19 protein-coding genes and 1 pseudogene are annotated in these 21,752 nt (G+C 67.9%); 12 read left to right on the top strand and 8 right to left on the bottom strand.

Annotation, left to right across the window (positions count from 1 at the left end):
- Positions 1 to 3: 3 nt before the first annotated feature.
- Positions 4 to 1,176, bottom strand: a complete 1,173-nt coding sequence (locus tag A4R44_RS17175; protein ID WP_067581188.1) for an acyltransferase — start codon at positions 1,174 to 1,176, stop codon at positions 4 to 6.
- A gap of 38 nt (positions 1,177 to 1,214) precedes the next feature.
- Here A4R44_RS17175 and A4R44_RS47975 point away from each other — a divergent pair, with 38 nt between their 5' ends.
- Positions 1,215 to 1,472 (top strand): hypothetical protein, encoded by a 258-nt coding sequence (locus tag A4R44_RS47975; protein ID WP_157904906.1) that lies wholly within the window; start codon positions 1,215 to 1,217, stop codon positions 1,470 to 1,472.
- Positions 1,473 to 1,744: 272 nt separating this feature from the next.
- On the opposite strand, the gene A4R44_RS17170 is transcribed toward A4R44_RS47975, so the two are convergent.
- The 3 genes and pseudogenes from A4R44_RS17170 to A4R44_RS17160 form a co-directional block, all read right to left on the bottom strand.
- Entirely contained in the window at positions 1,745 to 3,109 is a 1,365-nt protein-coding gene (locus tag A4R44_RS17170; RefSeq protein ID WP_067581186.1) for an FAD-binding oxidoreductase, read from the bottom strand.
- Between the two features lie 107 nt (positions 3,110 to 3,216).
- Positions 3,217 to 3,591, bottom strand: coding sequence for an EthD domain-containing protein (locus A4R44_RS17165; protein WP_067581185.1), 375 nt, complete (start codon positions 3,589 to 3,591; stop codon positions 3,217 to 3,219).
- 225 nt (positions 3,592 to 3,816) lie between these two features.
- Positions 3,817 to 4,857 (bottom strand): annotated as a pseudogene (locus tag A4R44_RS17160) (MFS transporter); the annotation flags it as partial.
- A 242-nt stretch (positions 4,858 to 5,099) separates the two neighbouring features.
- On the opposite strand from A4R44_RS17160, the gene A4R44_RS17155 reads away from it, so the two are divergent.
- On the top strand, positions 5,100 to 5,900 hold the full coding sequence (locus tag A4R44_RS17155; RefSeq protein ID WP_067581181.1) for an SDR family NAD(P)-dependent oxidoreductase: 801 nt from the start codon (positions 5,100 to 5,102) through the stop codon (positions 5,898 to 5,900).
- Between the two features lie 4 nt (positions 5,901 to 5,904).
- Here A4R44_RS17155 and A4R44_RS17150 read toward each other — a convergent pair whose 3' ends face one another.
- Positions 5,905 to 7,581: an AMP-binding protein gene (locus tag A4R44_RS17150; protein ID WP_067581179.1), complete on the bottom strand. Its 1,677-nt coding sequence runs from the start codon at positions 7,579 to 7,581 to the stop codon at positions 5,905 to 5,907.
- 167 nt (positions 7,582 to 7,748) lie between these two features.
- Here A4R44_RS17150 and A4R44_RS17145 point away from each other — a divergent pair, with 167 nt between their 5' ends.
- The 4 genes from A4R44_RS17145 to A4R44_RS17130 are packed head-to-tail and all read left to right on the top strand — an operon-like array spanning position 7,749 to position 10,550.
- A complete protein-coding gene (locus tag A4R44_RS17145; RefSeq protein ID WP_067581177.1) occupies positions 7,749 to 8,402 on the top strand; it encodes a VOC family protein in 654 nt (217 codons plus the stop codon).
- Positions 8,402 to 8,647 (top strand): hypothetical protein, encoded by a 246-nt coding sequence (locus A4R44_RS17140; RefSeq protein WP_067581175.1) that lies wholly within the window; start codon positions 8,402 to 8,404, stop codon positions 8,645 to 8,647. The genes A4R44_RS17145 and A4R44_RS17140 overlap by 1 nt, the downstream gene beginning before the upstream one ends.
- Positions 8,644 to 9,792, top strand: a complete 1,149-nt coding sequence (locus A4R44_RS17135; RefSeq protein ID WP_067581173.1) for an alpha/beta hydrolase — start codon at positions 8,644 to 8,646, stop codon at positions 9,790 to 9,792. The genes A4R44_RS17140 and A4R44_RS17135 overlap by 4 nt, the downstream gene beginning before the upstream one ends.
- Before the next feature lie 17 nt (positions 9,793 to 9,809).
- The gene (locus A4R44_RS17130; protein ID WP_067581171.1) at positions 9,810 to 10,550 is read left to right on the top strand and encodes a maleate cis-trans isomerase; all 741 of its coding nucleotides are present in this window, start codon (positions 9,810 to 9,812) and stop codon (positions 10,548 to 10,550) included.
- Positions 10,551 to 10,556: 6 nt separating this feature from the next.
- On the opposite strand, the gene A4R44_RS17125 is transcribed toward A4R44_RS17130, so the two are convergent.
- Both A4R44_RS17125 and A4R44_RS17120 read right to left on the bottom strand, forming a co-directional pair.
- The gene (locus tag A4R44_RS17125) at positions 10,557 to 11,318 is read right to left on the bottom strand and encodes a TetR/AcrR family transcriptional regulator (RefSeq protein WP_067581169.1); all 762 of its coding nucleotides are present in this window, start codon (positions 11,316 to 11,318) and stop codon (positions 10,557 to 10,559) included.
- Between the two features lie 66 nt (positions 11,319 to 11,384).
- The gene (locus tag A4R44_RS17120) at positions 11,385 to 11,831 is read right to left on the bottom strand and encodes a MaoC/PaaZ C-terminal domain-containing protein (protein ID WP_067581167.1); all 447 of its coding nucleotides are present in this window, start codon (positions 11,829 to 11,831) and stop codon (positions 11,385 to 11,387) included.
- Positions 11,832 to 11,972: 141 nt separating this feature from the next.
- On the opposite strand from A4R44_RS17120, the gene A4R44_RS17115 reads away from it, so the two are divergent.
- The 6 genes from A4R44_RS17115 to A4R44_RS17090 all read left to right on the top strand — a co-directional run bounded on the left by A4R44_RS17115 (position 11,973) and on the right by A4R44_RS17090 (position 18,692).
- Positions 11,973 to 12,725 (top strand): SDR family NAD(P)-dependent oxidoreductase, encoded by a 753-nt coding sequence (locus tag A4R44_RS17115; protein ID WP_067581295.1) that lies wholly within the window; start codon positions 11,973 to 11,975, stop codon positions 12,723 to 12,725.
- 29 nt (positions 12,726 to 12,754) lie between these two features.
- The gene (locus A4R44_RS17110) at positions 12,755 to 13,282 is read left to right on the top strand and encodes an OsmC family protein (protein ID WP_067581165.1); all 528 of its coding nucleotides are present in this window, start codon (positions 12,755 to 12,757) and stop codon (positions 13,280 to 13,282) included.
- A 102-nt stretch (positions 13,283 to 13,384) separates the two neighbouring features.
- Complete coding sequence (locus A4R44_RS17105; protein ID WP_067581163.1) at positions 13,385 to 13,906, top strand: 2Fe-2S iron-sulfur cluster-binding protein; 522 nt, start codon at positions 13,385 to 13,387, stop codon at positions 13,904 to 13,906.
- Positions 13,903 to 14,916 (top strand): xanthine dehydrogenase family protein subunit M, encoded by a 1,014-nt coding sequence (locus tag A4R44_RS17100; protein ID WP_067581161.1) that lies wholly within the window; start codon positions 13,903 to 13,905, stop codon positions 14,914 to 14,916. The genes A4R44_RS17105 and A4R44_RS17100 overlap by 4 nt, the downstream gene beginning before the upstream one ends.
- A complete protein-coding gene (locus tag A4R44_RS17095) occupies positions 14,913 to 17,015 on the top strand; it encodes a xanthine dehydrogenase family protein molybdopterin-binding subunit (protein ID WP_338080304.1) in 2,103 nt (700 codons plus the stop codon). Before A4R44_RS17100 ends, A4R44_RS17095 begins: the two co-directional genes overlap by 4 nt.
- A gap of 1,233 nt (positions 17,016 to 18,248) precedes the next feature.
- Positions 18,249 to 18,692 carry a hypothetical protein gene (locus tag A4R44_RS17090; protein ID WP_067581159.1) on the top strand — a complete coding sequence of 148 codons (444 nt, stop codon included), beginning with the start codon at positions 18,249 to 18,251 and terminating at the stop codon, positions 18,690 to 18,692.
- Positions 18,693 to 18,909: 217 nt separating this feature from the next.
- On the opposite strand, the gene A4R44_RS17085 is transcribed toward A4R44_RS17090, so the two are convergent.
- Positions 18,910 to 21,627 (bottom strand): LuxR family transcriptional regulator, encoded by a 2,718-nt coding sequence (locus tag A4R44_RS17085; RefSeq protein ID WP_067581291.1) that lies wholly within the window; start codon positions 21,625 to 21,627, stop codon positions 18,910 to 18,912.
- Between the last annotated feature and the right edge of the window lie 125 nt (positions 21,628 to 21,752).

Below are 21,752 nucleotides of genomic sequence, written 5' to 3'. Positions count from 1 at the left end.
TTCTCACGTGTCAAGTTCGCAGGTGGCGAAGGACGGAGATCGCGTGCCGGCGAGTCCACGGCCGGGACGGGCCCAGCGGCGCATGACCGGGCGTTCCACGAGCGCGTAGAGCGCCCAACCCGCAAGCAGGGTCGCCACGAACAGGCCCACGACGACCAGCACGCCGGCCGGCGTAGCGAAGGGGTGCGGCGGCAGCAAACCACGACCGTAAAACACAACCACACCCTGGCTGATGTAGAAACCAAACGAGATCTCGCCGAGCCACCTGGCGCGCGGACCGCGCAGTCCAGTCGGCCGGTCAGCGAGTTCCGCGGTCGCGCAGGCCACGATCACGAGAGATACCGGCAGAATGGTGGCCACGGCGAAGCCCCAGACGAAGGGCGCCGCCAGCGCCGCGCCATAGCCGGCCGGAACCGACAACACTGCCAGCCACAAGGGAACTCGCGGCATTCGGCCGAGCACCACCATCCGAGCCAGGATCATCCCGAGACCGAACTCGAAAAGGCGTGGCACGGGAAAGAAGTAGCCGAACCAGAACTGGAGCACCGACACCGGAACGAGCGGCGAGGGCGGGGTCGATGGAATCAGCGTCAGGTTGACAACCTGAACAGCGACCATTCCTGCGATCATCGCTCCAGCGCACCACCACAAGTTGTTCGGCGCGAGCCGCCGCACCGGCCTGATCAGGAGTGGGAACAACAGGTAGAAGAGCAACTCGCTGCACAATGTCCAAGCAGGCGAGTTGACGCTCATGTACACATCGCCCGCTGGGAAGAACGAGTGCAGCAGGAACACGTTGGGCAGCCAGGTGGCCAGCGGGGTGACCGCTCCGGCGAACAATGTCATCGCCAGCACGAACATGACCAGGTGGTTGGGGAAGATCTTCGCCATACGCCGACGCCAGAATGAGCGCATCCGCTCCCTGGGCGGAGCCGACCAGGTCAGCACGAAACCGCTGAGCACGAAGAAGAACGAGACGCCTAGATACCCGCCTTTGCTGAACAGGAACTCCAGCGCCCCGGCAAGGTCTTCGTCAGCGAAGGGGTTCACCGGTTCGTTCGGCGGGATCGGCGAGTCGAACAAGGTGACGTGAAAGCCGAACACGAGCAGCGCGGCCACGAAGCGCAGCCCGGTCAGGGAAGGCAACGTTGCCGGGCGCGGATGTGGTCTGGGCACAACTACCTCGAAATCTTGGTGCGCGAACGACGATCTTGATGTCTGGCAACGCAGGAGTTCTGGACGGAGTCGGCGATTGCGGCGCAGCCGACGTCCTGAAGCTCGGCATCGTCGGCGGGAAGGCGACGATGCCGACGAGCGGTGCCATGTACAGCGTGACAGGACGACGCCCCCGGCGCGGTGACGGCCGTCCCGCGCATTCGCGAGGCGTGAAAGGTGTACTCGACGCCGGGCCGCGCGGACGGAGAAGGGACAGCGGTTCCGCCCTCACCGTGGTGTTCGAGCCGGGGGCGTGAGTGCGACGCGCGCTACGGGGCACCCGTTTTGCATGGGGCCGTGAGCGACAATGAGTGTTGGTCGAATTCACTCACGACCCCTCGCCGAACCGCGCGGATCGCTCACATCGGGCACGTTGGTCTCGGCGGCGTCCTTTATGGACAGCCGGGGCGTGCCGGGCCCCCGCGGCGGGCTCGCCACCAGGCCCCGAATCGTCACTCACGACCCACTTGACCAGATGTTATGCGAATTTTGCCTCGGACCTTAGGGACCCCCTAGGCGAGCGCGGCGTTCAGGTGTTCGTCGTGTCCGGTGCGGTCGGCAGCGGAATCGCGGTGAACACTCCTTCGGGGTCGTAGGAGGCTTTGGCCTGTGCGAGTCGCTCGGTGTTGATTCCGTAGGCGTCCCGCACACGTTGATCACCCGGTGCCATGAGGTTCGCCCAGCCACCGGGAATCGCGTGGGCCTCGAGCCGCTTTTCGGTGTCGTGCACCCACGCTGATTCGATCGTGCCGTCACCGTCCGGCCACGCACCGAGGATCTCGATCACGAGATGCTCGTCCCGGTACGGGTATGCGGTGTCAGTGGCAAGCACGCGCGTAGCCTCGCCGTGCGAATGGTGCACGTTCAGGCAACAGGTGGCCGGCATCGATTCGGCTGCCGCGATGAACGAATCAATAGCCTCATCGGTCAGCTCGGCAAGGGTCCTCGAGCTGAGGTGGTAGTTGCCGCCGTACGGGAACACCTCGTCCAGCGAATGGACGGCGTCGGCGAGCGCACGGTGGCCCACGTCATCGATCACCGGATCACCGAGTGCCCGCACCGCGTCCATCTGCTCGACGCCCCGTGCGGGATCACCAGACCAGGTCGGACTGGTGAAAACGACCTTGCCGGCCGGTGTGGTCATGACCCCGAACATCACGTCAAGCGCATCGCACGCCGAAGCCACGAGGCTTCGCCAGCCGCGCAGGACCGATCGTGCCTGGTCCATCGGGAAGGCGATCAGGCCCGTCGTCACGGTGGCCATGGGATGCAGGCGCGTGCGAAGTTCCGTCACGACGCCGAAGTTCGCGCCACCGCCGCGGAGTGCCCAGAACAGCTCCGGCTCCCGGTGTGGATCGGCGATGACGACCCGGCCGTCGGCGAGAACCACCTGAGCGGAGAGCAGATTGTCGACACCGAGCCCGACAACACCGATCAGGGTTCCGTAGCCACCGCCGAGTGTCAGCCCAGCGAACCCGACCGAGCTGACGGTGCCGACGGCGGCCGCATAACCGTACGGGCGCGCGGCGTCGAGGACGTCGCTCACGGTCGCACCGCCGGCTACGGCGGCGACGTCGCCCTCGATGCCGACCTGACGCATCGCGCGCAGGTCGATGAGCACACCACCGTCCACGATGGCGCCACCCGCCCAGTCATGGCCGCCACCGCGGACCGAGACCGGCACGCCTGCCGAGCGGGCCGCACGAACCGCAGCCTGAACATCGGCGACCGTGCGACAGTGCACGACCACCGCGGGCATTGCCTTCACCTGGGAATTCCACAGACGGCTCTGCGCGGCGACCTCGGCCGGTTCCGTGACGATCGCCGATGCCGGCAACCGCTCGCGAAGCAATCTGCGAACAGTGTCTATCCCGGGACCCGCAACAGAAGACATGGTGGGGTTTACTCCTTAGTATCGCGTTTTCGTGCCGGCGAACAGCGGACTCGCATGCTCCAGCACGTCGGCTTCCATGATGTGCTGGTGGCAGGACGTCGAAGGCTTCAGCCCCAGGCGGAGTCCCCGTCGGGGACCACGATGTACCGGCGAATGGCGGACGGCTCGAGGAAATTGACCTCGTCGGCCACGATCCGTTTACGTACCGAGGGTTCCGCGTTCTTGTTGCGGAAGGCTTCGAAGGCCTCCCAGTCCTCGAAGAACGCTTCGGTGATGGAGTCGAATTCGTCCTGGTCCCGTGCCATGTCGGCGTTCCGCTCGGTGAGGGCCGTGCGCTCCCGATCGACATAGTTCCTGCGATAGGCGCCGACAGTGGGAAAGAGGGATCGGATCAGCGGCGCGTGGACGTTCTCGTAGTAGTCACGGTACTGCTCGAGGGAAAGCTCCCTTTTCTTCTTGTTGAATACGATCATCTTGATCATGGAAACCTCCTATTCGACTTCCGGCTTCTGGTGCGCTGGGCGCGCCAGGACCGCGATGAACGACACGATGACGAGTGCCGCTCCGTAGACCGTTACGGCGATAATGCCTCCACCGGTGGCGAGCAGCGCAGTGGCGACCACGGCGGCCGAGCCGCCGAAGATTGAGTTCGTCACGGTGTACGCGATTGACGATCCGGAGTACCGCATGCGCACGGGGAACGCGTCGGCGAAGAAGGCCGCCTGCGCCGACAAAGCGACGATAATGGATCCTACGACACCGGTGATGCAGAGCGCGGTGAGCGGGATGTTGCCGGCATGGACGACCGGGAACAGGGGGAGGAAAGAAACTGCGAGCGCGACCAGCGCGGCCAGCATCGCGTTGCGCGGGCCGATGCGGTCCGCGAGCCGTCCGCCGAAAATCGCCGCGCCGATCGCGATGAGCTGGGCGATCAGGAAGACAACAAAGGCGGTGCTCGGCTTGAGACCACCGGCCGAGGTCATGTACGAGACGCCGAAAGTCGTCACCATCGGGTAGATGCACGCCGGGCCGGCGTAGCTCAGCAGCAGGATCAGGATGGTCCGAGGGTACCTGCGCAGGACCTGAAACGCGCTGGGCCGTGTCTCGGTTTTTCTCTCAGCCGCGACGAACTCCGGGGTTTCGTGAACGCCGGTGCGGACCCAGGTGCCGAACGCGACCAGCACGATGCTCGCGACGAGCGGGATCCGCCATCCCCAGCTGACAAAGGCTTCTTTGGTCAGCCCGGCGGTGAGGCCGGCGAGGATGAGCGTTGCCGCCGCCTGGGCCAGCGGGGAAGCGATGGCGACGAAGGACCCCGCGCGCCCGCGGCGCTCGACGGGCGCGTGTTCGAGCGCGAGGAGCTGCGCTCCGGTGATCTCCCCGCCGGAGGCGACCCCCTGGACGAACCGGAGCACGATCAGGACCGCGGGCGCGGCGAGACCGATCGCGGCGTAGCCCGGCAGCAGGCCCATCGCCGTCGTGGCGAGGCCCATGATCAGCAATGTGGCGACCAGCACCCCTCGACGTCCGTGCCGATCACCGATCGTACCGAAGACCAAGCTCCCGAGCGGCCGGGCCACGAAGGCGACCCCGTAGGTGGCGAATGACGCCATCAGCGCCGCCGCACCGTGCAACTCGCCGAAGAAGACGACCGGGAACACCGTGGCCGCCAGTAGCCCGAAGATCGCGAAATCGAAGTACTCGAGGACGGTGCCGAGCGACGCGGCGAACGCGGCTCGACGTTCCATCGGCCGGTTTTTGCCGGCTGCCAAGGTCGGTGGCCGCGACGACGTCGGCTCGGCCAGCTCGCTCATGGTGCCCTCCTCAGTTCCGCGGGATCCGGACTCTCCAGAGATGACGAGTCATCGTGGGAACGGCCACTCTAAGTCGATTTTACGACTGAGTCAACCAGGTGACTCATGTGTTGATTCTTGGTGCCGCTGCCGATACCGTCGGCGCTCGACGGGCCCACGAGCGGTGAGGAGACCCCATGCGAGGACTGAACGGCAAGGTGGCGATGGTGGTGGGTGCGGGCTCGGGAATCGGACGGGCCGCTGCTCGCCGCCTCGCCGAAGAGGGCGCTGTTGTGGCAGCAGTGGATCTCAGGGACGCCGCGGCTGGCGCGACGGTGGACGAGATCGAGCGCACGGGCGGACACGGGTTGGCCCTGCGAGCCGACGCCACATCGCTTGAGGAGGTCATGCGAGTCGCCGAGCGGACAGTCGAGAGCTTCGGCGGGATCGATGTCCTCGTCAATTCGGTCGCCAGGGCTCCGCGAAAGTCCATGTACGACATCACTTCCGCGGAATGGCGGGAAACTATCGACGATTGCCTCTACAGCTACTTCGTCACCACGAAGGCGGCATTGCCGCGGATGATTTCTCGCGGCGGCGGCAAGATCGTGAACATCTGCTCGGTCACCGCGCATGTCGGGGCCCAGCTGCCGGCGTACTCCGCGGCGAAAGGCGCGATTCTCGCGTGGTCGCGGGAAATCGCGGTCGAGTTCGCCCACCACCGGATCACCGTGAACACAGTCAGTCCCGGAGTGATCGAAACCCCCATCAATGCCGGGATCCTCAGTGCCGGCGCGGCGCGGACCCGGGCGCTCGACGCCATTCCGCTGGGGCGGCTCGGCAGGCCGGAGGACGTGGCCGGCACGATCGCGTTCCTCGCTTCGTCCGACGCCGACTTCATCAGCGGCGCGGACATCGTCGTCGACGGGGCCATGATCGCGCACACCTCGTGGGGGACCGCGGGGGCGGCCTGGCGATCGCGGGAAGGCACCCGCTGACTCGTCACAGGGATCGGGAATCTTCCTCGGCGAGAGCGGCCCGCAGCCGAACCTTGTCGATTTTGAGGGTGTTGGTCCGCGGGAGCGCGAGCACGAGTTCGAGCCGTTCCGGCCACTTGAACTTCGCGACACCCAGCTTCTCGAAGTGCTCCTTGACCTCAGCGAGGGTCAGCGTGGAGCCCGGTTCGCCAAGCGCGACGCAGGCACACGCCCGCTCGCCGAGCCGCNGGAGCCGCTCGTCCGGCATGGCGACCACCGCCGCCTCCAGCACTCGCGGGTGCCGCAGCAGGAGTTCCTCGATCTCCTCGGCGTTGATCTTCTCCCCGCCTCGGCTGATCAGGTCCTTGACGCGGCCTTCGAACACGACGTACCGGACCCCGCCGTGGACGACGACGCGGGCGAGGTCTCCGGTGTCGAGGTACCCGCCGTCGCGGAAGGTCACCGCGTTGTGCTCGGGGGCGTCGACGTAGCCGGCCAGCGTGCAAGGCCCGCGATACAGCAGCAGCCCGGCTTCTCCGTCGGGCAAGTCCTCCCCGGTCGCGGTGTCGACTACCCGGAACGAGTCGAGTGAGTCGTTCGCGTTGCCGATCGTGTCGCGCCGGGCGGCCTCGGGCGCGTCCAGGCCCGTCGTCATGTACGGGCCTTCGGCCATGCCCCAGTTCTGACCGATCCACTGTCCCAGCGAGGTGCACCGGTCGTAGATCCGCGACGGGAGCTTCGTGCCGGAGAAGGCGACCTTGCGCAAGGTCGCCGCGAGTTTCTCCCATAGCGGATGATCGACCCACGGGATCATCGGGCCGGCGATCATCATATCGTCGACGCCTTGCTCGATCAGGAACTCCAGCGACTCCTCCGGCGGGCCGAACGGCATCGCGACAAAACATCCGCCGACCGCGTGCGCGCCGAACAACGCGTGGATCACGCCGGCGTTGTGCACGAACGGCATCACATGGGCGACCCTCGACCGTTCGTCACGACCGAGCGTCCTCGCGAGCGCCACCCCGTTGTTCCAATACTCCGCATGCAAACGGGGAATCACCTTGGGCGTCCCGGTCGTGCCCCCGGAGAGCTGGAAGACCGCGACCGACCGGGGATCGATCCGCGACTGGACCTCGTCGACCGACGTCCGCGCGACGCCGGCCGGGATCGACAGGCCCAACTCGGCGATCCGCAGGAAACCCGGCGCTTCGCCGCTCACGCAGAATCGGTGCTCGAGAGCCGGAATATACGACGAGGCCTCATGCGAGAGGGCGGCTAGTGCACCGTTGCTGACGCCCGTGTCGATCAGGTGTCCGCGGGCACCGACGATGCCGCCGATGTGCCGCAGCTCGTGAGCCCGGTGCGCCGCCAGGGTGGCGACGGGCACCGCTCCGGCTTTCAGCAGTGCGTAGAACCCCAGCACGCCCTCGGCGGAGTTGTCCACCTGGAGCAGTACCGCATCGCCGGGACGGAGCCCGGCCTCGAGGACGGCGGTCGCGACCTGGTCACTTCGCACATCGAGTTCGGCATAGGTGAACGACATGTCGGGGCCGATGACGGCTGATCGATCCGGATGCCGCCGGGCCACGTCACGGAAACGCTGGATCAAGGTCCGCTCTGTCCACGCGCCGGCCTCGATATAGGTCGCGGCGAGCGCCGCGTCGTGGCGGGGAAATCGTCCGGCCCAGGAGTCAGTCGACATGTGTGCCTCTCGATCATGATCACGCGCATCTCGGCATGCGGGCGCGACCACCTTGACACAATTCTTCATACTTGTAAACTATTCATCGTTACCGTCAACAATTCGCTCGGCACCTGCCGCTCTGGGGCCATCGTTTCGCCTGGCAGGCCCGGCAGAAAGGAGCGACCATGTCGAACGACTTGCCACATCTGGCACGCGGTGTCGACCATGCCGCCTTCCCGACGCTCGACCCGGCAAGGACCATCCGCTTCTATCGTGACGTCCTCGGGTTCCCTGTCGTGCATTCCATCTGCGCGGCCGGCTGGGGCCGGGAGCGTCACCCCGACTTCATCCACTTCTTCTTCGACATCGGCAACAACGACCGGCTGGCGTTCTTCTACTACTTCGGCTTCGATCCTGGGCACCGAGGCAGCCGAGGTGACGCCTACACCCGGTTCGACGACGGCCTGCCGGACTTCTTCATCGCCTCACGGCATCTGGCGATCCACGTCGATTCGGAGGCGGATCTCAACGAGTACCAGCGTCGCCTGGACGACAGCGACTGGCCGACCGAGATGCGTGTCCAGCACGAGACGATCGAATCCATCTACACCCACGACCCGAACGGTTACCTCATCGAACTGACGCGCGCGCTTCGGCCGGTGACGCCCCAGGAGGACCTGGACGCGGCGCTGACCGTCGACGCGTTGCTGGAAGTCGCGCAGGCAGCTGAGCCCTCGCTGGACCTGTTGCTGCAGCGCAAGGCGGAACTGATCGTCGAACGAGCGGAGGCCTGGCACCAGGCCCTGCCCGTCCCCGCGGCCGGCCGAACGGCGCCGTGATGGCGTCGGTGTTCATTTTGGACATACCCGAAAACCGCCCGGTGGTCGAAATCGCGGACAGTGACCCGAAGACCATCGTCCACAAGGTGGGCCCGTACTTCGCCGTCACCAGCGACGAGCCGTTCTCGATCGACCGGCGAGCGACGGGCTGCCGGCACGCCGTCTGGTACAGCTGCCTCTCCGGCCTCGCCGGGTTCCGGGTCTCCCAGTGGGACAAGGACCAGCTGGTGATGGAGACCCGATGACGGGCACACCATCGCGCGACGAAGTCGCCACGGAGGTCGTCGAACTGAAGACCCACGACGGCGCGCGGGTGAGCGGAATTCTGCGGGCTCCGGCAGGCGGCGCCCCCGTCGTGGCCTCGCTCATGCACCCGCGCCAGGACGTGACCCATCACCTGCTCGTTCCCGAACTGCTGCGTCGTGGTTACGCGGTATGGACGCAGACATCCCGCTCCCCCAACAACGACATCAGCCTCGTCCACGAGCAGGCGCTGCTCGACGTCGCGGCGGGTCAGCAGTTCCTGGTCTCGCGGGGCTACGAGGCGCGCGTGACCGTCGGGCACTCGGGCGGTGCGACGCTGTTCGCGTTCTACCAGCAGGAGGCGGCGAGGTCACCCGCGAAACGACTGGCTGCCACACCTTCCGGTCGCCCGGTCGACCTTCCGGGGGCCGAAATGCCGCTTCCGCACTCGGCCGTCTTCCTCGCCCCGCATCCGGGTCCGGGCGTGCTGCTCCAGCGGCTGATCGACCCTTCGGTCACCGACGAGTCCGACCCGCGCTCGATCGACGCGGCCCTCGATCTCTACGCACCCGAAAACGGCTTTGTGCCCCCTCCCGGAAGTTCATCCTTCGACCAGGAATTCCTTACCCGCTATCGCGCGGCACAGGTCCAGCGCATCAAACGGCTGGACCGGCTGGCACGCGAGCACCTGGAGAGTCCCGATGCCGAGCTCGCCAAGGTGATGGTGGTCTACCGCACCGACGCCGAGCCGCGGTCGGTCGATCTGTCCCTGGACCCCAATGATCGTCCCTACGGGTCGCTGTTCGGCCGCTTTCCCCACAAGGCCAACCACCGGCTCCCCGGGTTCACCCGGGTCACCACGCCCGAAGCCTGGTTGTCGAGCTGGTCGGCCACGACCTCGCGCGCCGACCTGATCCGCAACGCCCCCGGCGTCACCTCGCCGACGTTGCTCGTCGAACTCACCGGCGACCAGGCGTGCTTCCCCAGCGACGCGAAAGCCATCCACGGAGCCATCGGCGCGACGGACAAGACGCACGCCCGGATTCCGGGGCTCCACTTCGGACAGCCCCTGAACCGGGGCGAGACATCCGGCATGGCTCTCGCCGCCGAACGGATCGGCCGCTGGCTCGCCGCACGCTTCGACTGACACAGCAAGGAGAACCCATGCCGAACCGCCGAGTGGGAATCATCGTCCCGAGTTCGAACATCACGGTGGAAACGGAACTTCCGGCCATCCTCCGCCGGCAGCCCGGTGTCACCTTCAGCTTTCACTCGTCGAGGATGCGGATGACGGAAGTCACCCCCGTCGGCCTCGCCTCGATGAACGTCCAGCGTGAACGCTGCGTCGTGGAGATCGCCGACGCCGGGCCCGACGTGATCCTCTACGCCTGCCTGGTCGCGCTGATGGCCGGACCGCCGGGTGAGCATCACCGCGTCGAATCGCTGACCGCCGAGCAGCTCGCCACCGGGGATTCGCCCGCGCTCGTCCGCTCCAGCGCGGGTGCCCTGATCGAAGCACTGAAAGCACTTTCCGTCCGGCGCGTCGCTCTGGTCACGCCGTACCTGGTGCCTCTCGCCCGCAAAGTCGTGGGCTACCTGGAACACGAAGGCATCCAGACAGCCGACTACCGCGCGTTGGAGGTCGAGGACAACCGCGCGGTGGGCTGCATCGAAGGTGATCGAGTGCTGCGGGCGGCGCGCGAGCTGAACCTGGACGGCGTCGACGCGCTGGTGCTTTCCGCCTGCGTCCAGATGCCGTCTCTGGACCTGATCGAGCAGGCCGAGGCCGAGTTCGGCATTCCGGTGCTCAGCGCGGCGACGGCCGGCGCCTTCAGCATCCTGCGAGCGCTCGATGTCGTACCCGCCGTGCCTGGCGCGGGATCGCTTCTCGCTCCGGGGCGCTAGCACCGATCAGACGGAATCGTTGCGGCTGAGCGCCTTTTCAAGCTGGTCAAGTTGCTCGCGCAGCGCGGCGACCACGGTGCGCGGGCTGACCACGGTGCTCTCTTGGCGCTCGGCCCGCTGCACGCCAGCCACCGCCATCTCGGCCAGTTGATCCGCGACAGCCTCGGTCGGGATCCCGCCGTCTGGCCGGTGCCACCAGGCGGCCCAATTGCAGATGCCCCAGACACCGAACGCCGCGACCTTCGCGTCGACCGGCCGGAAGTGCCCGGAGTCGATGCCCTCCTGGATGATCGACCGCACGGCGTCGAGCGCGGCCCGCCTTCCCTCGTTGAACTTCCTGGCGCTCGCCGGAGTCAGGTCTGACTCCGATTTGACCAGCAGGAGGAACCGATCGCGGTTGCTCGTCACCCAGAGCACCATGTGCCGGGCCGCGGCGTGCAGACGGGCAGGCGCGTCCAGGTCCGACCTGGCCGCGATCTGGTTCAGATCGCGGGCAGGCTCACTGGTCGCCTCCGCGATGAGCCGGTCGAGCAGATCGTCCTTGTTCTTGAAGTAGTAGTAGAGCGCCGGACGCTTCAGGCCCATCGCGTCCGCGACGTCCTGAAGGCTCGTGCCGTTGAAACCGCGTTCCGCGAACAGCCGGGTCGCATGCTCGAGAACATCGTTCTCCATGAGCTGCTTGCGCCGCGAGCCCGTTGACGAGTTTTCCGGCGGCGCGGCGGCCGACTTCTTCCGCGATTTCCTCGCGGCCTGAGGTTGACTGGCCATACCTTCCAGCATAAGGCCACTGCATCAGCCGTTGAAAATTCGACTCACCTCTCGGGGTCCACTGCGTTACCCGCGGCGCAGCACAAACGCCTCGTACTCGACTGTCATGAGGACGGCATCCTCGTGTAACACCTGACCGGTCTTGCGTACCAGGGAACGATCGCCCCGATGCGGCGTGACCGAATCCACCCGAATAGTCGCCCGGACCGTTGTATCGGGCCGCAGCGGAGCCGTGAGCTGGACGTTCCTGACCGCCCGGCCGGCGACGAGGGCCCAATACCGGTACAAGTTGAGCGCGGCGAGCCGCTGGAAGACGGCCAGGGTGTGCAGGCCGCTGCCGATCACGTCGCCGAACACGGTGCCCCGCGCGAAATCGGGGTCAGTGTGGAACGGCTGCGGATCCCACTGCATAGCGAATTCGATGATCTCCGCACGGCTCACCCTGCGGCTGCCCAGGTCGATGAGCTCGCCGACGGGGAGGTCCTCCGCCCTGAGCCTGTTGTCGTCGCCCATCTGGCCGCCTCGCCTCGAACTACGGTTGTGTAGAGGATTAGACACCATCGTGCCGAAGGGATGCCACTACCGGTTCCCGCTTGAATCGTCGTGAACGTCAAATTATTGACGAGCTTGATCCCTTGCATTAGCGTGACCTGGGTGACGACGAGTGCAGGAGGAAAAGGTTCCCTCGACGGGAAGGTCGCCATCATCACGGGCGCGGCCCGGGGGCAGGGTGCCGCCGCGGCCGCTCAATTCGTCCGAGAGGGAGCGCGAGTGGTGGTAACCGACGTGCTCGACGGCCCCGGCGATGCCGTGGTGAGGGTGCTCGGCGAGCGGGCCGAGTACCGCAGGCTGGATGTGTCGGACGAGCAAGCCTGGGCCAAGGTGGTCGCAGAGGTCGAAGCGAGCCACGGCGGTATCGACGTCCTGGTCAACAACGCGGCCATCACCGGATCCGCGCCGCTGGACGAGATGCCTCTCGACACCTTCGACCAGATCTATCGCGTCAATCAACGAGGCGTGCTCCTCGGGATGCGCGCGGTTGCGGGTCCGATGCGCCGAGCCGGGAGCGGCAGCATCGTCAACGTGGCATCAGCGGCCGTGTTCCGCGCGTTACCGGGATTGATCGGTTATACGGCAACGAAGTTCGCTGTACAGGGCATGACGAAGGTCGCCGCCGCCGAGTTCGCGCCGGACAACATTCGCGTCAACGTGATCCACCCCGGGTTGATCAACACGCCCATGCGTGAGGACATCCCCGCGGAGGAGAACGCGAGGCGGCCGAAGGTTCCGCTGGGGCGTCTCGGTGAACCACACGAGGTCGCCCAGCTTGCCGCGTTCCTCGCATCGGAGGCGTCGTCGTACATCACCGGCGGCGACTTCGTGGTCGATGGCGGATTTGCCCTGTGACCAGTGTCCAGACAGGAGAGAGGAAAACAATGACCCACACAGCCGAAACCCCGCCTGCCGCTGCGGGCCTTGCCCAGCACACACCTGGCGGCGCCTACCGAATCGACGTGGTCGGCGAGCCGCCGAACGCCTTCATCGAACGCCAGGCGACGATCCCCGAGGTCGAACCGCTGATCATCGGCGTACGGCCTTCCTACGAGGAGACCTACCAGGTCACACCGGGTCAGTTCACGCCGCGCGCGACGGCCACCGACGTGTTCATCTCGGCCGTCGCGTCCTGCATGGTCGGCGCCTTCGCACGCAGCGTCGAAGCACGAGGCATCCAGGTGCTCGCGGGACAGCTCTCAGCCGTGATCGACTCGAACATCGCCAAGGAACCCGGCGGCGTGCGGTACGTCGACCGCATTCACGTGCGGTTGCACACCGACTTCGGCGAGCAGAACAACGAACTGGTCGAGCGCGCGTTCCAAGGTTTCGAGCGACGCTGCTGGCTGTCACAGACCCTTGTCGGCTCACGCTGCGCTGTGACGGCCGAACTGGTGGTCGCTGCCGAGTGACCACTGCCCGGCCGGGTCCCAGCACAGCCGGGTTTCCATGTCCGGAAAGGACATCCAGTCGACGACATCGACCGTCTCAACCGGTCCCGCGAAGGGTCTACTATGGATAGTCCGCTATGCCTGACCGTCGACGGGCGGTGCCGTCAACTCACTGTCGACACCCGCACCACCGCGCTCGACATGCTCCGCGAACGCCTCGATGTCATCAGTCCCAAGAAGGGGTGCGACCACGGCCAGTGCGGCGCCTGCACCATTCTCGTCGACGGTCGGCGCGTCCTGTCCTGTCTCACCCTCGCCGTAACCCTCGACCGCGCGGAGATCACCACGGCTGACGGTCTCGCGCCGCCGGGTGAGGTGCATCCGGTCGCTGAAGCCTTCCTGGCCAACGACGCCTTCCAATGCGGCTATTGCACGCCCGGGCAGATCTGCGGCGCCGTCGGCGCGCTCGATGAGTGGCGCGCCGGCTGGCCGAGCGCCGTCACCGAGGACCTGACCCGGCTGGTCAGCCTCAGCCGTGGCGAGATCGCGGAGCGGATGAGCGGCAACCTGTGCCGCTGTTCCGCGTACCCGAATATCGTCACCGCCGTCGAGTCGGTCGCCGTGCCCGCGGGTGAGGTCCGGTGAAGCCGTTCGCGTATGTGCGTCCGGAGACCGCCGCCGATGCGGTCGCCGCCGTTGCCGTCGAAGGGGACGCCGCGTTCCTGGCCGGCGGCACGAACCTGGTCGACCACCTGAAGCTCGGGATCCGCACACCGAGCACGCTCGTCGACGTCACGAGGGTGACGTCCGGCGAGATCACCGACCTCGCTGACGGCGGCATCCGGATCGGCGCGGGTGTGCGCAACAGCGACCTCGCCGCTGACCGCCGGGTCCGCGCCCGCTATCCGATGCTCGCGCAAGCCGTGCTCGCCGGGGCGTCCGGCCAGCTGCGCAACATGGCCACCTCCGGTGGCAACTTGCTGCAGCGCACACGCTGCCCCTACTTCACCGACCACACGACGCCATGCACCAAACGCTCGCTGGACGAGTCGTGCTCGGCTCTCGGCGGATGGGCCAGAAACCAGGCGATCCTCGGCGCCTCCGAACACTGCATCGCCACCCATCCCTCAGACATGGCTGTCGCGCTGGCAGCACTCGATGCGCGGGTAAACATCCTGGGCCCCAACGGCAAGCGCACCATCCCGATCACCGAGTTCCATCGGCTGCCCGGAGACGACCCCACCCGCGACACAGTGCTTGAACACGGCGAACTGATCACCGCGATCGACCTGCCCTCGATCCCGATGGCGACCCGCTCGGCGTATCGAAAGGTGCGCGACCGGGCGTCGTACGCGTTCGCGCTGATCTCGGTCGCCGCCGCACTCGAAGTCGCCGAAGGCCCAGGCGGGCCGACTGTGACCGACGTCCGCCTCGCGTTCGGCGGCGTTGCGCATAAGCCCTGGCGCGCCACCCGTGCCGAGGCTGCCCTCCGCGGCAGCGCTACCACCGACGAGGCCTTCCGCGCGGCCGCCGAAGCCGAACTCGCCGACGCCGTTCCCCTTGAAAGCCCGCTCGGCGGCAACGGGTTCAAAGTTCCGCTGCTCATCGGCACGGTCACCACGACACTGCGCCGCCTCGCCAAGGAGGGGTCGTGACCTCGATCGATGCCGACGCCATGGGCACCTCCCTCCGCCGGGTTGAGGGCCCGGCCAAGGTGACGGGCAGCGCACGTTATGCCGCTGAGGCCCCCATCGCCTCACCCAGCGGGCCACCGTTGTATCTGCGCCCAGTGCAGGCGACCATCCCGTGTGGACGGATCACCCACATCGACACGTCGGCGGCGCTGGCACTGCCCGGCGTGGTTGACGTACTGACCCACGACAGCCTCTCCGCATCCGGATGGCCGCCGCTGATCAAAACGGATAATTCCGAACTCTTCGTGCTGCAGGACCGCGACGTGCGGTACCGCGGCCAGTACATCGCCGCAGTGCTGGCGGAAAGTCTCGAGGTCGCGCAAGAAGGCACTGACCTGGTCACCGTGACCTACACCGAGACCAGGCAGCACACGGCCTTCAGCGAACACGCCTCCGACGGCTACACGGCGAACGTACTGCCCACAGCGTTTCCCGCCAGCTCCGCCGCTGGCGACCCCACTGCTGCCTTGAGCGACGCTGCGGTCACGATACGGCGGACCTACACCACTCCGGTCGAGCACCACGGCCCGATGGAACCGCACACCACGAAGGCGCGCTGGGACGGCAACCGGGTCGAGGTGCACGAGTCCAGCCAAGGTGTCGGAGAGGCTCGGCGGTCGATCGCGCAGGTCTTCGGCCTGGAACCCGAGGCGGTGACGGTCCGGTCGTCGCATGTCGGCGGCGGATTCGGCACGAAGGGGTTCCTGCACGCGGGCACGATCCTCGCGGTTCTGGCGGCACGGCAAGTCCCCGGCCGATCGGTGTGCTTTGCCTTGTCGCGCCGGGAAATGTTCGAAACCGTCGGCTACCGGCCCGCCACCGTCCAGCACCTCGCCCTCGGCGCCAGCGCCGACGGCAGGCTCGTCGCGATCACCCATGACGTCGTGGCAACCAGCGCACGCTCGGGGGAATTCGCCGAGCCCGCCGCTGCGATCAGCCGCACGATGTACGCCGCGCCGCACCGGCGGACGAGCCACCGCCTCGTGCCACTGGACCGCAGCGTCCCAACCTACATGCGCGCCCCTGGCGAGGCTCCGGGCAGCTTCGCGGCCGAATGCGCCATGGACGAGCTCGCGCTGGAACTCAGCCTCGATCCCATCGAACTACGAGTGCGCAACGAGCCGTCCGTCCACCCCGAGTCCGGGCTCCCGTTCTCCAGCCGCGGCCTGGTGGCTTGCCTGCGCCAGGGCGCCGAGCGCTTCGGCTGGGCAGGGCGCGACCCCGCGCCGCGGTCCCGGCTGAGCGATGGATGGTGGCACGGCACCGGGGTCGCCGCGGCAACATACCCGACCAAGCGCTTTCCCGGTTCGACCGCGAACATCCGCTTCGAGCGAGGCCATTACCTGGTGGAGATCGGTGCTGCCGACATGGGGCAAGGCGCACGCACAGTGCTTACCCAAATCGCCGCGGACGCCCTCGGAACGGACGTCGAAAGGGTGACTGTCGCTATCGGAGACACCGATCTTCCGCCCGGGTCGCTGGGCGGGGGCTCATCCGGCACCACGTCGTGGGGATCAACCATCGTCGAGGCCGCCGGCCATTTCCGCGACAAGTGGGGCAATGACGCGGAGGACGGCGCCGAGGCCGACGCCATCGGGACCGAGAACCCATGGGACGGCAAGCTCGAAATGGACTCTTACGGCGCGCAGTTCGCCGAAGTCGCCGTGCACGCCGACACCGGGGAGATCCGGGTTCCGCGGCTGCTCGGGGTGTTCGCGGCCGGCAGGATCATCAACCCGGCACTGGCCCGCTCGCAACTGTGCGGGGGCATGATCTGGGGGTTGTCCATGGCCCTGCACGAGGAAAGTGTCGTGGATCCGCGGTTCGGTCACGTAGTCAACCACGACTTCGCCAGCTACCACATCGCCTCGCCCGCCGACATCGGCGTAATCGACGTGGAATGGATCGACGAGGACGATCCCTATGTCAACCCGATGGGCGCCAAGGGCGTCGGCGAGATCGGCATCGTCGGGGCAGCGGCGGCGATCGCCAACGCCGCCTTCCATGCGACCGGCGTCCGGATCCGCTCGCTGCCCATCACCATGGACGCATTCCTGTGATCGTAAGCGTTTCGTCAAACGGCAGAAATCCCCCGGCTGACCGGCGAACAAAACTCCGCACACTCTCGCGGAGGGTCTGCGGTTTCGGCTGGTCCCAGGCGTGTCCCGGAGCGGCCCAGAAACGGGGTCGCTCCGAGAAGTCGCACCTCAGATCGCCAGGGTCTTCCGGAGGACGTGGCTGGCCGAACGACACAGGAACTTCCGGTTCGTCGCCCGCCGTCGCCGCTCGTCATCCTTCGCCCCTCAACGCATCTCCGGGTTCAGCGTGGTCGTCGAGGATCGATCTGAAAAACCTCGAACCTCCGCGGCCAGCTGGCGGGTGAGTCGCTGGCCCGGTCGGCCGCCCACCGTCATCGCGATCTTCTCCACCATTCCATGCAGCAGCGGAGTCCGTCGCGCGTGCGGCGAGGTGAGCCCAGTGGCCTGTTCGGCGAAGGTCTGCTTCGAACATTCTCGCTGCCGCAGAAGAATCGCCGTGCCTGCAGGCAGATCACCGTCTTCTGACCCCTGCCACCGGGCCTGACAGGTATCGGCTGTGAACCCGTTCTGACCTGTCACCGCAGCCGGCGCAGGCAGCGTCGGGCGCGAGAACGCTCGCCAGCAGTCGCATAGCTGCCAGAGCCTGAATACTCCCCCACAGACGGCCGGATAGGACCCCGCTGGTGGCCACTGGGTTCCTCTGAACGGCCAGGTATCTCTCTTGTGGACAGTCCAGGACGTCGTGCGGCGAAGCAGCGCGACGTGAAGAGCAGCAAGGAGACCGTGGCGATCCTCCAGACCTACGACCTCACGGGGAGGTACCGCGCGACAGACCGCCGTCGCGGCGCAAGGAAACATCTGCGTATCGCGCACGCAAAGCTGTCGGAGATCGGGTTGGAAGCGTTCACCCGGGGAAGTGGCCGTGGCCGCTCCAAACCCACCTATGACCGCCTGACCAGGCAGGAGATGCATATCGCGCGCCAGGTAGCGGCGGGCGACATCGAACGAGGTGGTCACGCACTTGTTCCTCAGCCTGCGCTCGGTAGACGCCCACCTTCGCGACATCTTCGCCAAGCTCACGCCGCACCGACCTCGACGTCCTCGCACGCCAGATGCCCTTGGTACGCAGGCGGCTCCTACGCAGGTCTCACGGACGCGAGCCGTCCTCCGCCACCAGCACGATGGTCGTAGTTCGACCACACCGATTGCACGAGGGTCTCCGCTCCGGAGGCTCTCCTCAGGAGAGGACCTCCCATGTTCGCCACCCCTTCCGCCCAGGCCGTCGACACGGCCGCTGGCCCCGCCTCGTGGGCGGACCGCATCGGACGCACCCTCCTGGCGCTCTGCGCGGCCTCCACCCTCGTCGCGTTCGCGGACGGCATCACCCGCATCGGCGACGCGCCCGCGGAGTACGTGCTGACGGAGTTCTGGCGGACGACCGCATACCTGGTGTTCGCGGGGCTGTGGGCGTTCCTCGCGGTCGCGCCGCGCACGCAGCGGGGCATGTGGGAGCTGCTCTTGCTGCACAAGACCTTGGTGACCGTGCAGGCCATCGCCTACATCGACCTGCCCTACGCCGTACGGACGGCATGGATCGACGGGCTCCTCGTAGTGGCGACGGTCGTGGCCTACGTCCTGTGCCGCGGCTGGTACGCGTGGCGGCGGCCCGAGGCACCGCAGGTCGCCCTCGACGCCTGAGCCGACCACTCCCCCGCACTGATCCGACCGGAGATCACCAAGCCCACGTCCCCATTGCCTGCCCGGACCATCCCGGTGGCGGCATCCGCCACGGTCGTCGGCCGGTTCGCCATGCTGGCAGCAACTCCGCTTGCCTTCTCCCGCGCGACGAGCACGGCTGTGGTGGTGGAGCGTCGCGCTCACCTTGCCGAACGGGCCTGACCGGAGCGCGTGCGTGTCACAGCGGCATGTCCCGGAGCTGGCGGCGCGAGGCGATCCCGAGCTTGCGGTAAATGTTGCCCAGGTGCGTCTCGATAGTGCGGGGGCTGAGGAACAGCATTCCGGCCACCTCCTTCGACGTCGCCCCGGTCGCCACCTTCCTGGCGATCATCCGCTCCTGAGCGGTGAGGCCGCCGAGCGGATCGGTGCTGGCGGCGCGGGCGCGCTCCCCGGTGGCGAGCAGCTCGCGGGATGCCCGGTCGGCGAAGGCGTTCGCGCCGATGGCGGTCAGGAGCTGGTGGGCGGCGCGGAGTTCGACCCTGGCCTCGGCACGCCGGCGATTCCGGCGCAGCCACTCGCCGTAGAGCAGCCGGGATCGCGCGTAGTACACGCGCACCTCGCTGCGGGACAGTTCGTCCACCGCCTCCCGGTAGTGCGCCTCGGCGGACGGGCCATCATCGAGCAGGGCCCGCGCGAGCAGGTGCGCCCCGACGGCCCACGGGGTGGGGCACGCGGCGGCGATCGCCGCGAGCCGATCCAGCGAGCCGGTGGCGGCCTCCGGCCGCCCGGCGCGGGCCGCGGCCTCGACGAACTCGTGGTCAATCTGCCAGAGGGTGTGGTTGCCGACGCTGCGCTGCTCGAGTGCCACCTCGCACGCCTCGATGGCGGCCTCGTAGTCGCCAAGCCCGTTGCGGACCACCGCGGTGGCGTACGGCTCGTTGAGCAGATCGCTGCGGCCGGTGCGCCGACCCAGCATCGCCCGCAGTTCGTCGTACCGGACGCTGTCGCCACGCCACGCGAACAGGATCAGCTCGGCGTATCCGAGACTGATCACCCCGGTGGCCTCGTCGATAGCCAGTCCCTCCTCGACGGCGGCCTCCGCCGCGTCGAACCGGCCGAGCGCGGCCTGGGCGATGGCGTGCATCCGCAGCGCCTGCGCCAGCACGGGCACCGCACCCTGGCGGCGGGCCAGCTCGACTTGCCGGGAGGACAACGCGCTCATCGCCTCGCTGTCACACAGGTCCAAGGCCATCATGCAAGCGAAATCCAACCACCACGGGCTTGTGGTCTCCGCCGCGGCCGCCTCGGCGAACGCCGCCACCGCGCGGCGCATCGCGGGGATCACCTGCCCGACGGGCAGCAGGATCTGGTCGAGCTCCGCGTCCAGGAGCAGGTCGACCGGCCGTGGTGGTTCCCGGTCCGGAGCTCGCGCCCGCATACTCCTGGCCAGGCCCCGGAGACGACCGGGCCGTCGCTCGAAAATCATCGAGGAGGAGAAGGCCTCCAGGTAGGTCTCGCGAGCAGCGTCGACATCGAGGTCATCGGCCGCCTCGGTGAGGGCGGCAGCGGCTTCCGTGCTGCGCGCGGTGAGATACTCGGAGGAGGCGCGCAGCAACCGCACCTGTGCGCGGTCGGCCGGATCGGTCGTTCGCCGCTCGGCCTGCTCGATCAGGTCCCGGGCGGCGGCCAGCTCACCGGCCCGGAGCATCCCGCGGGCCGCCAGGAGCAGTCGCTGCGTCCGACGCCGGGTTTCGGGCGTGATGTGCGCGGCACGTTGGAGCATCGCCGCCGCCGCGGCGTGGCCACCGCGAACCACGGCCCGGTCGGCCGATGCCTCCAGCTCCGCCGCGACGTCCTCGTCGACATCGACGACAGCGTGGGCGCGGTGCCAGGCGCGCCGATCGGGATCGCTCCCGGCGTCCGTCGCCTCCGCGAGAGCAGCGTGGACGACCCGGCGCGTCGCGGGGCTCGTCCCCCCGTAGGCCGCGGACCGCACCAGGGGGTGACGGAACCGCAGTCTGGGTCCGAGGACGACGAGCCCGGCGTCCTCCGCGACGGCCAAATCGGCGGCATCGAGCCCGAGACCGGTCGCCGCACGACGCAGCAGGCCGACGTCGCCGACCGGCTCCGCCGCGGCCAGCTCGACCACGGACCGAGCCGATCGCGGCAACCGGTCGAGACGCCCGACATACCGCTCCACCAGCAACTCGACGACATCATCGCGTGGTCCGGCGTGCTCTGCGGCGCCCAGCCCGAGCGGCCCGGCATCCCGGGCGAACTCGACAAGGGCCAGTGGGTTGCCGTCGGCCTCGGCCACGATCCGCTCGACGATCTCCTCGTCCAGTCCGGCCCGGGCCGTCGCACGCAGCAGCGCGGCCGCGGCCGGATCGCCCAACCGCGGCAACGACAGCTGGGGCAGCCTCGCGAGACCCGGGACCGAGCCCGCCTCGCGCGCGACGAACAGGGCCGCGACGGGCTCCGCCGCGATCCGGCGGGCGACGAACGTCAGCACCTGCATCGACGCCGAGTCCAGCCACTGCGAGTCGTCCACCACGCAGCACACCGGCCGGTCCCCTGCCGCGTCCGCCAGCAGCCCCAGAACCGCGAGCCCCGCCAGCATCACGTCCACCGGCGCGGCCGAGCCGGGTCCCGCGGACAAGCCGAACACGGCTTCCAGCGCTCTGCGCTGCGGCTCCGGAAGGTCGGCGCGCCGGTCGAGGACGGGCGCGCAGAGCTGGTGCACCCCGGCGTACGGGATGTCGCTCTCGAACTCGGTGCCGGTCGCTCGCAGCACCAGCCAGTCGTCCAGCCCGTCGACCGCTGCGTTGACGAATACCGACTTGCCGGCACCGGCGCCCCCGAGCACCAGCAGGGCTCCGCCCTCGCCACGGGCCGCCGCTCCGGTCAGCCGCGCGATCCGGGCAAGCTCGTCCAGCCGGCCGACCAGCTGCTGCATGTCCGACACATCCGATCCGCGTTCACCGGGTGATCAAGGCGGAATCATTCCACAGCGCGACCGCGCGCCTACGCACCCCGGTACCTGCGTAGTTCTCCCGGACGCGGCCCTTGCCCGCGTCGCGA

It is taken from the genome of Amycolatopsis sp. M39 (genome assembly GCF_001651785.1).
Taxonomy (GTDB): Bacteria; Actinomycetota; Actinomycetes; order Mycobacteriales; family Pseudonocardiaceae; genus Amycolatopsis; species Amycolatopsis rubida.
Note: the sequence above shows the minus strand (reverse complement) of the source record. Positions and strands in the feature narration are given on the sequence as shown.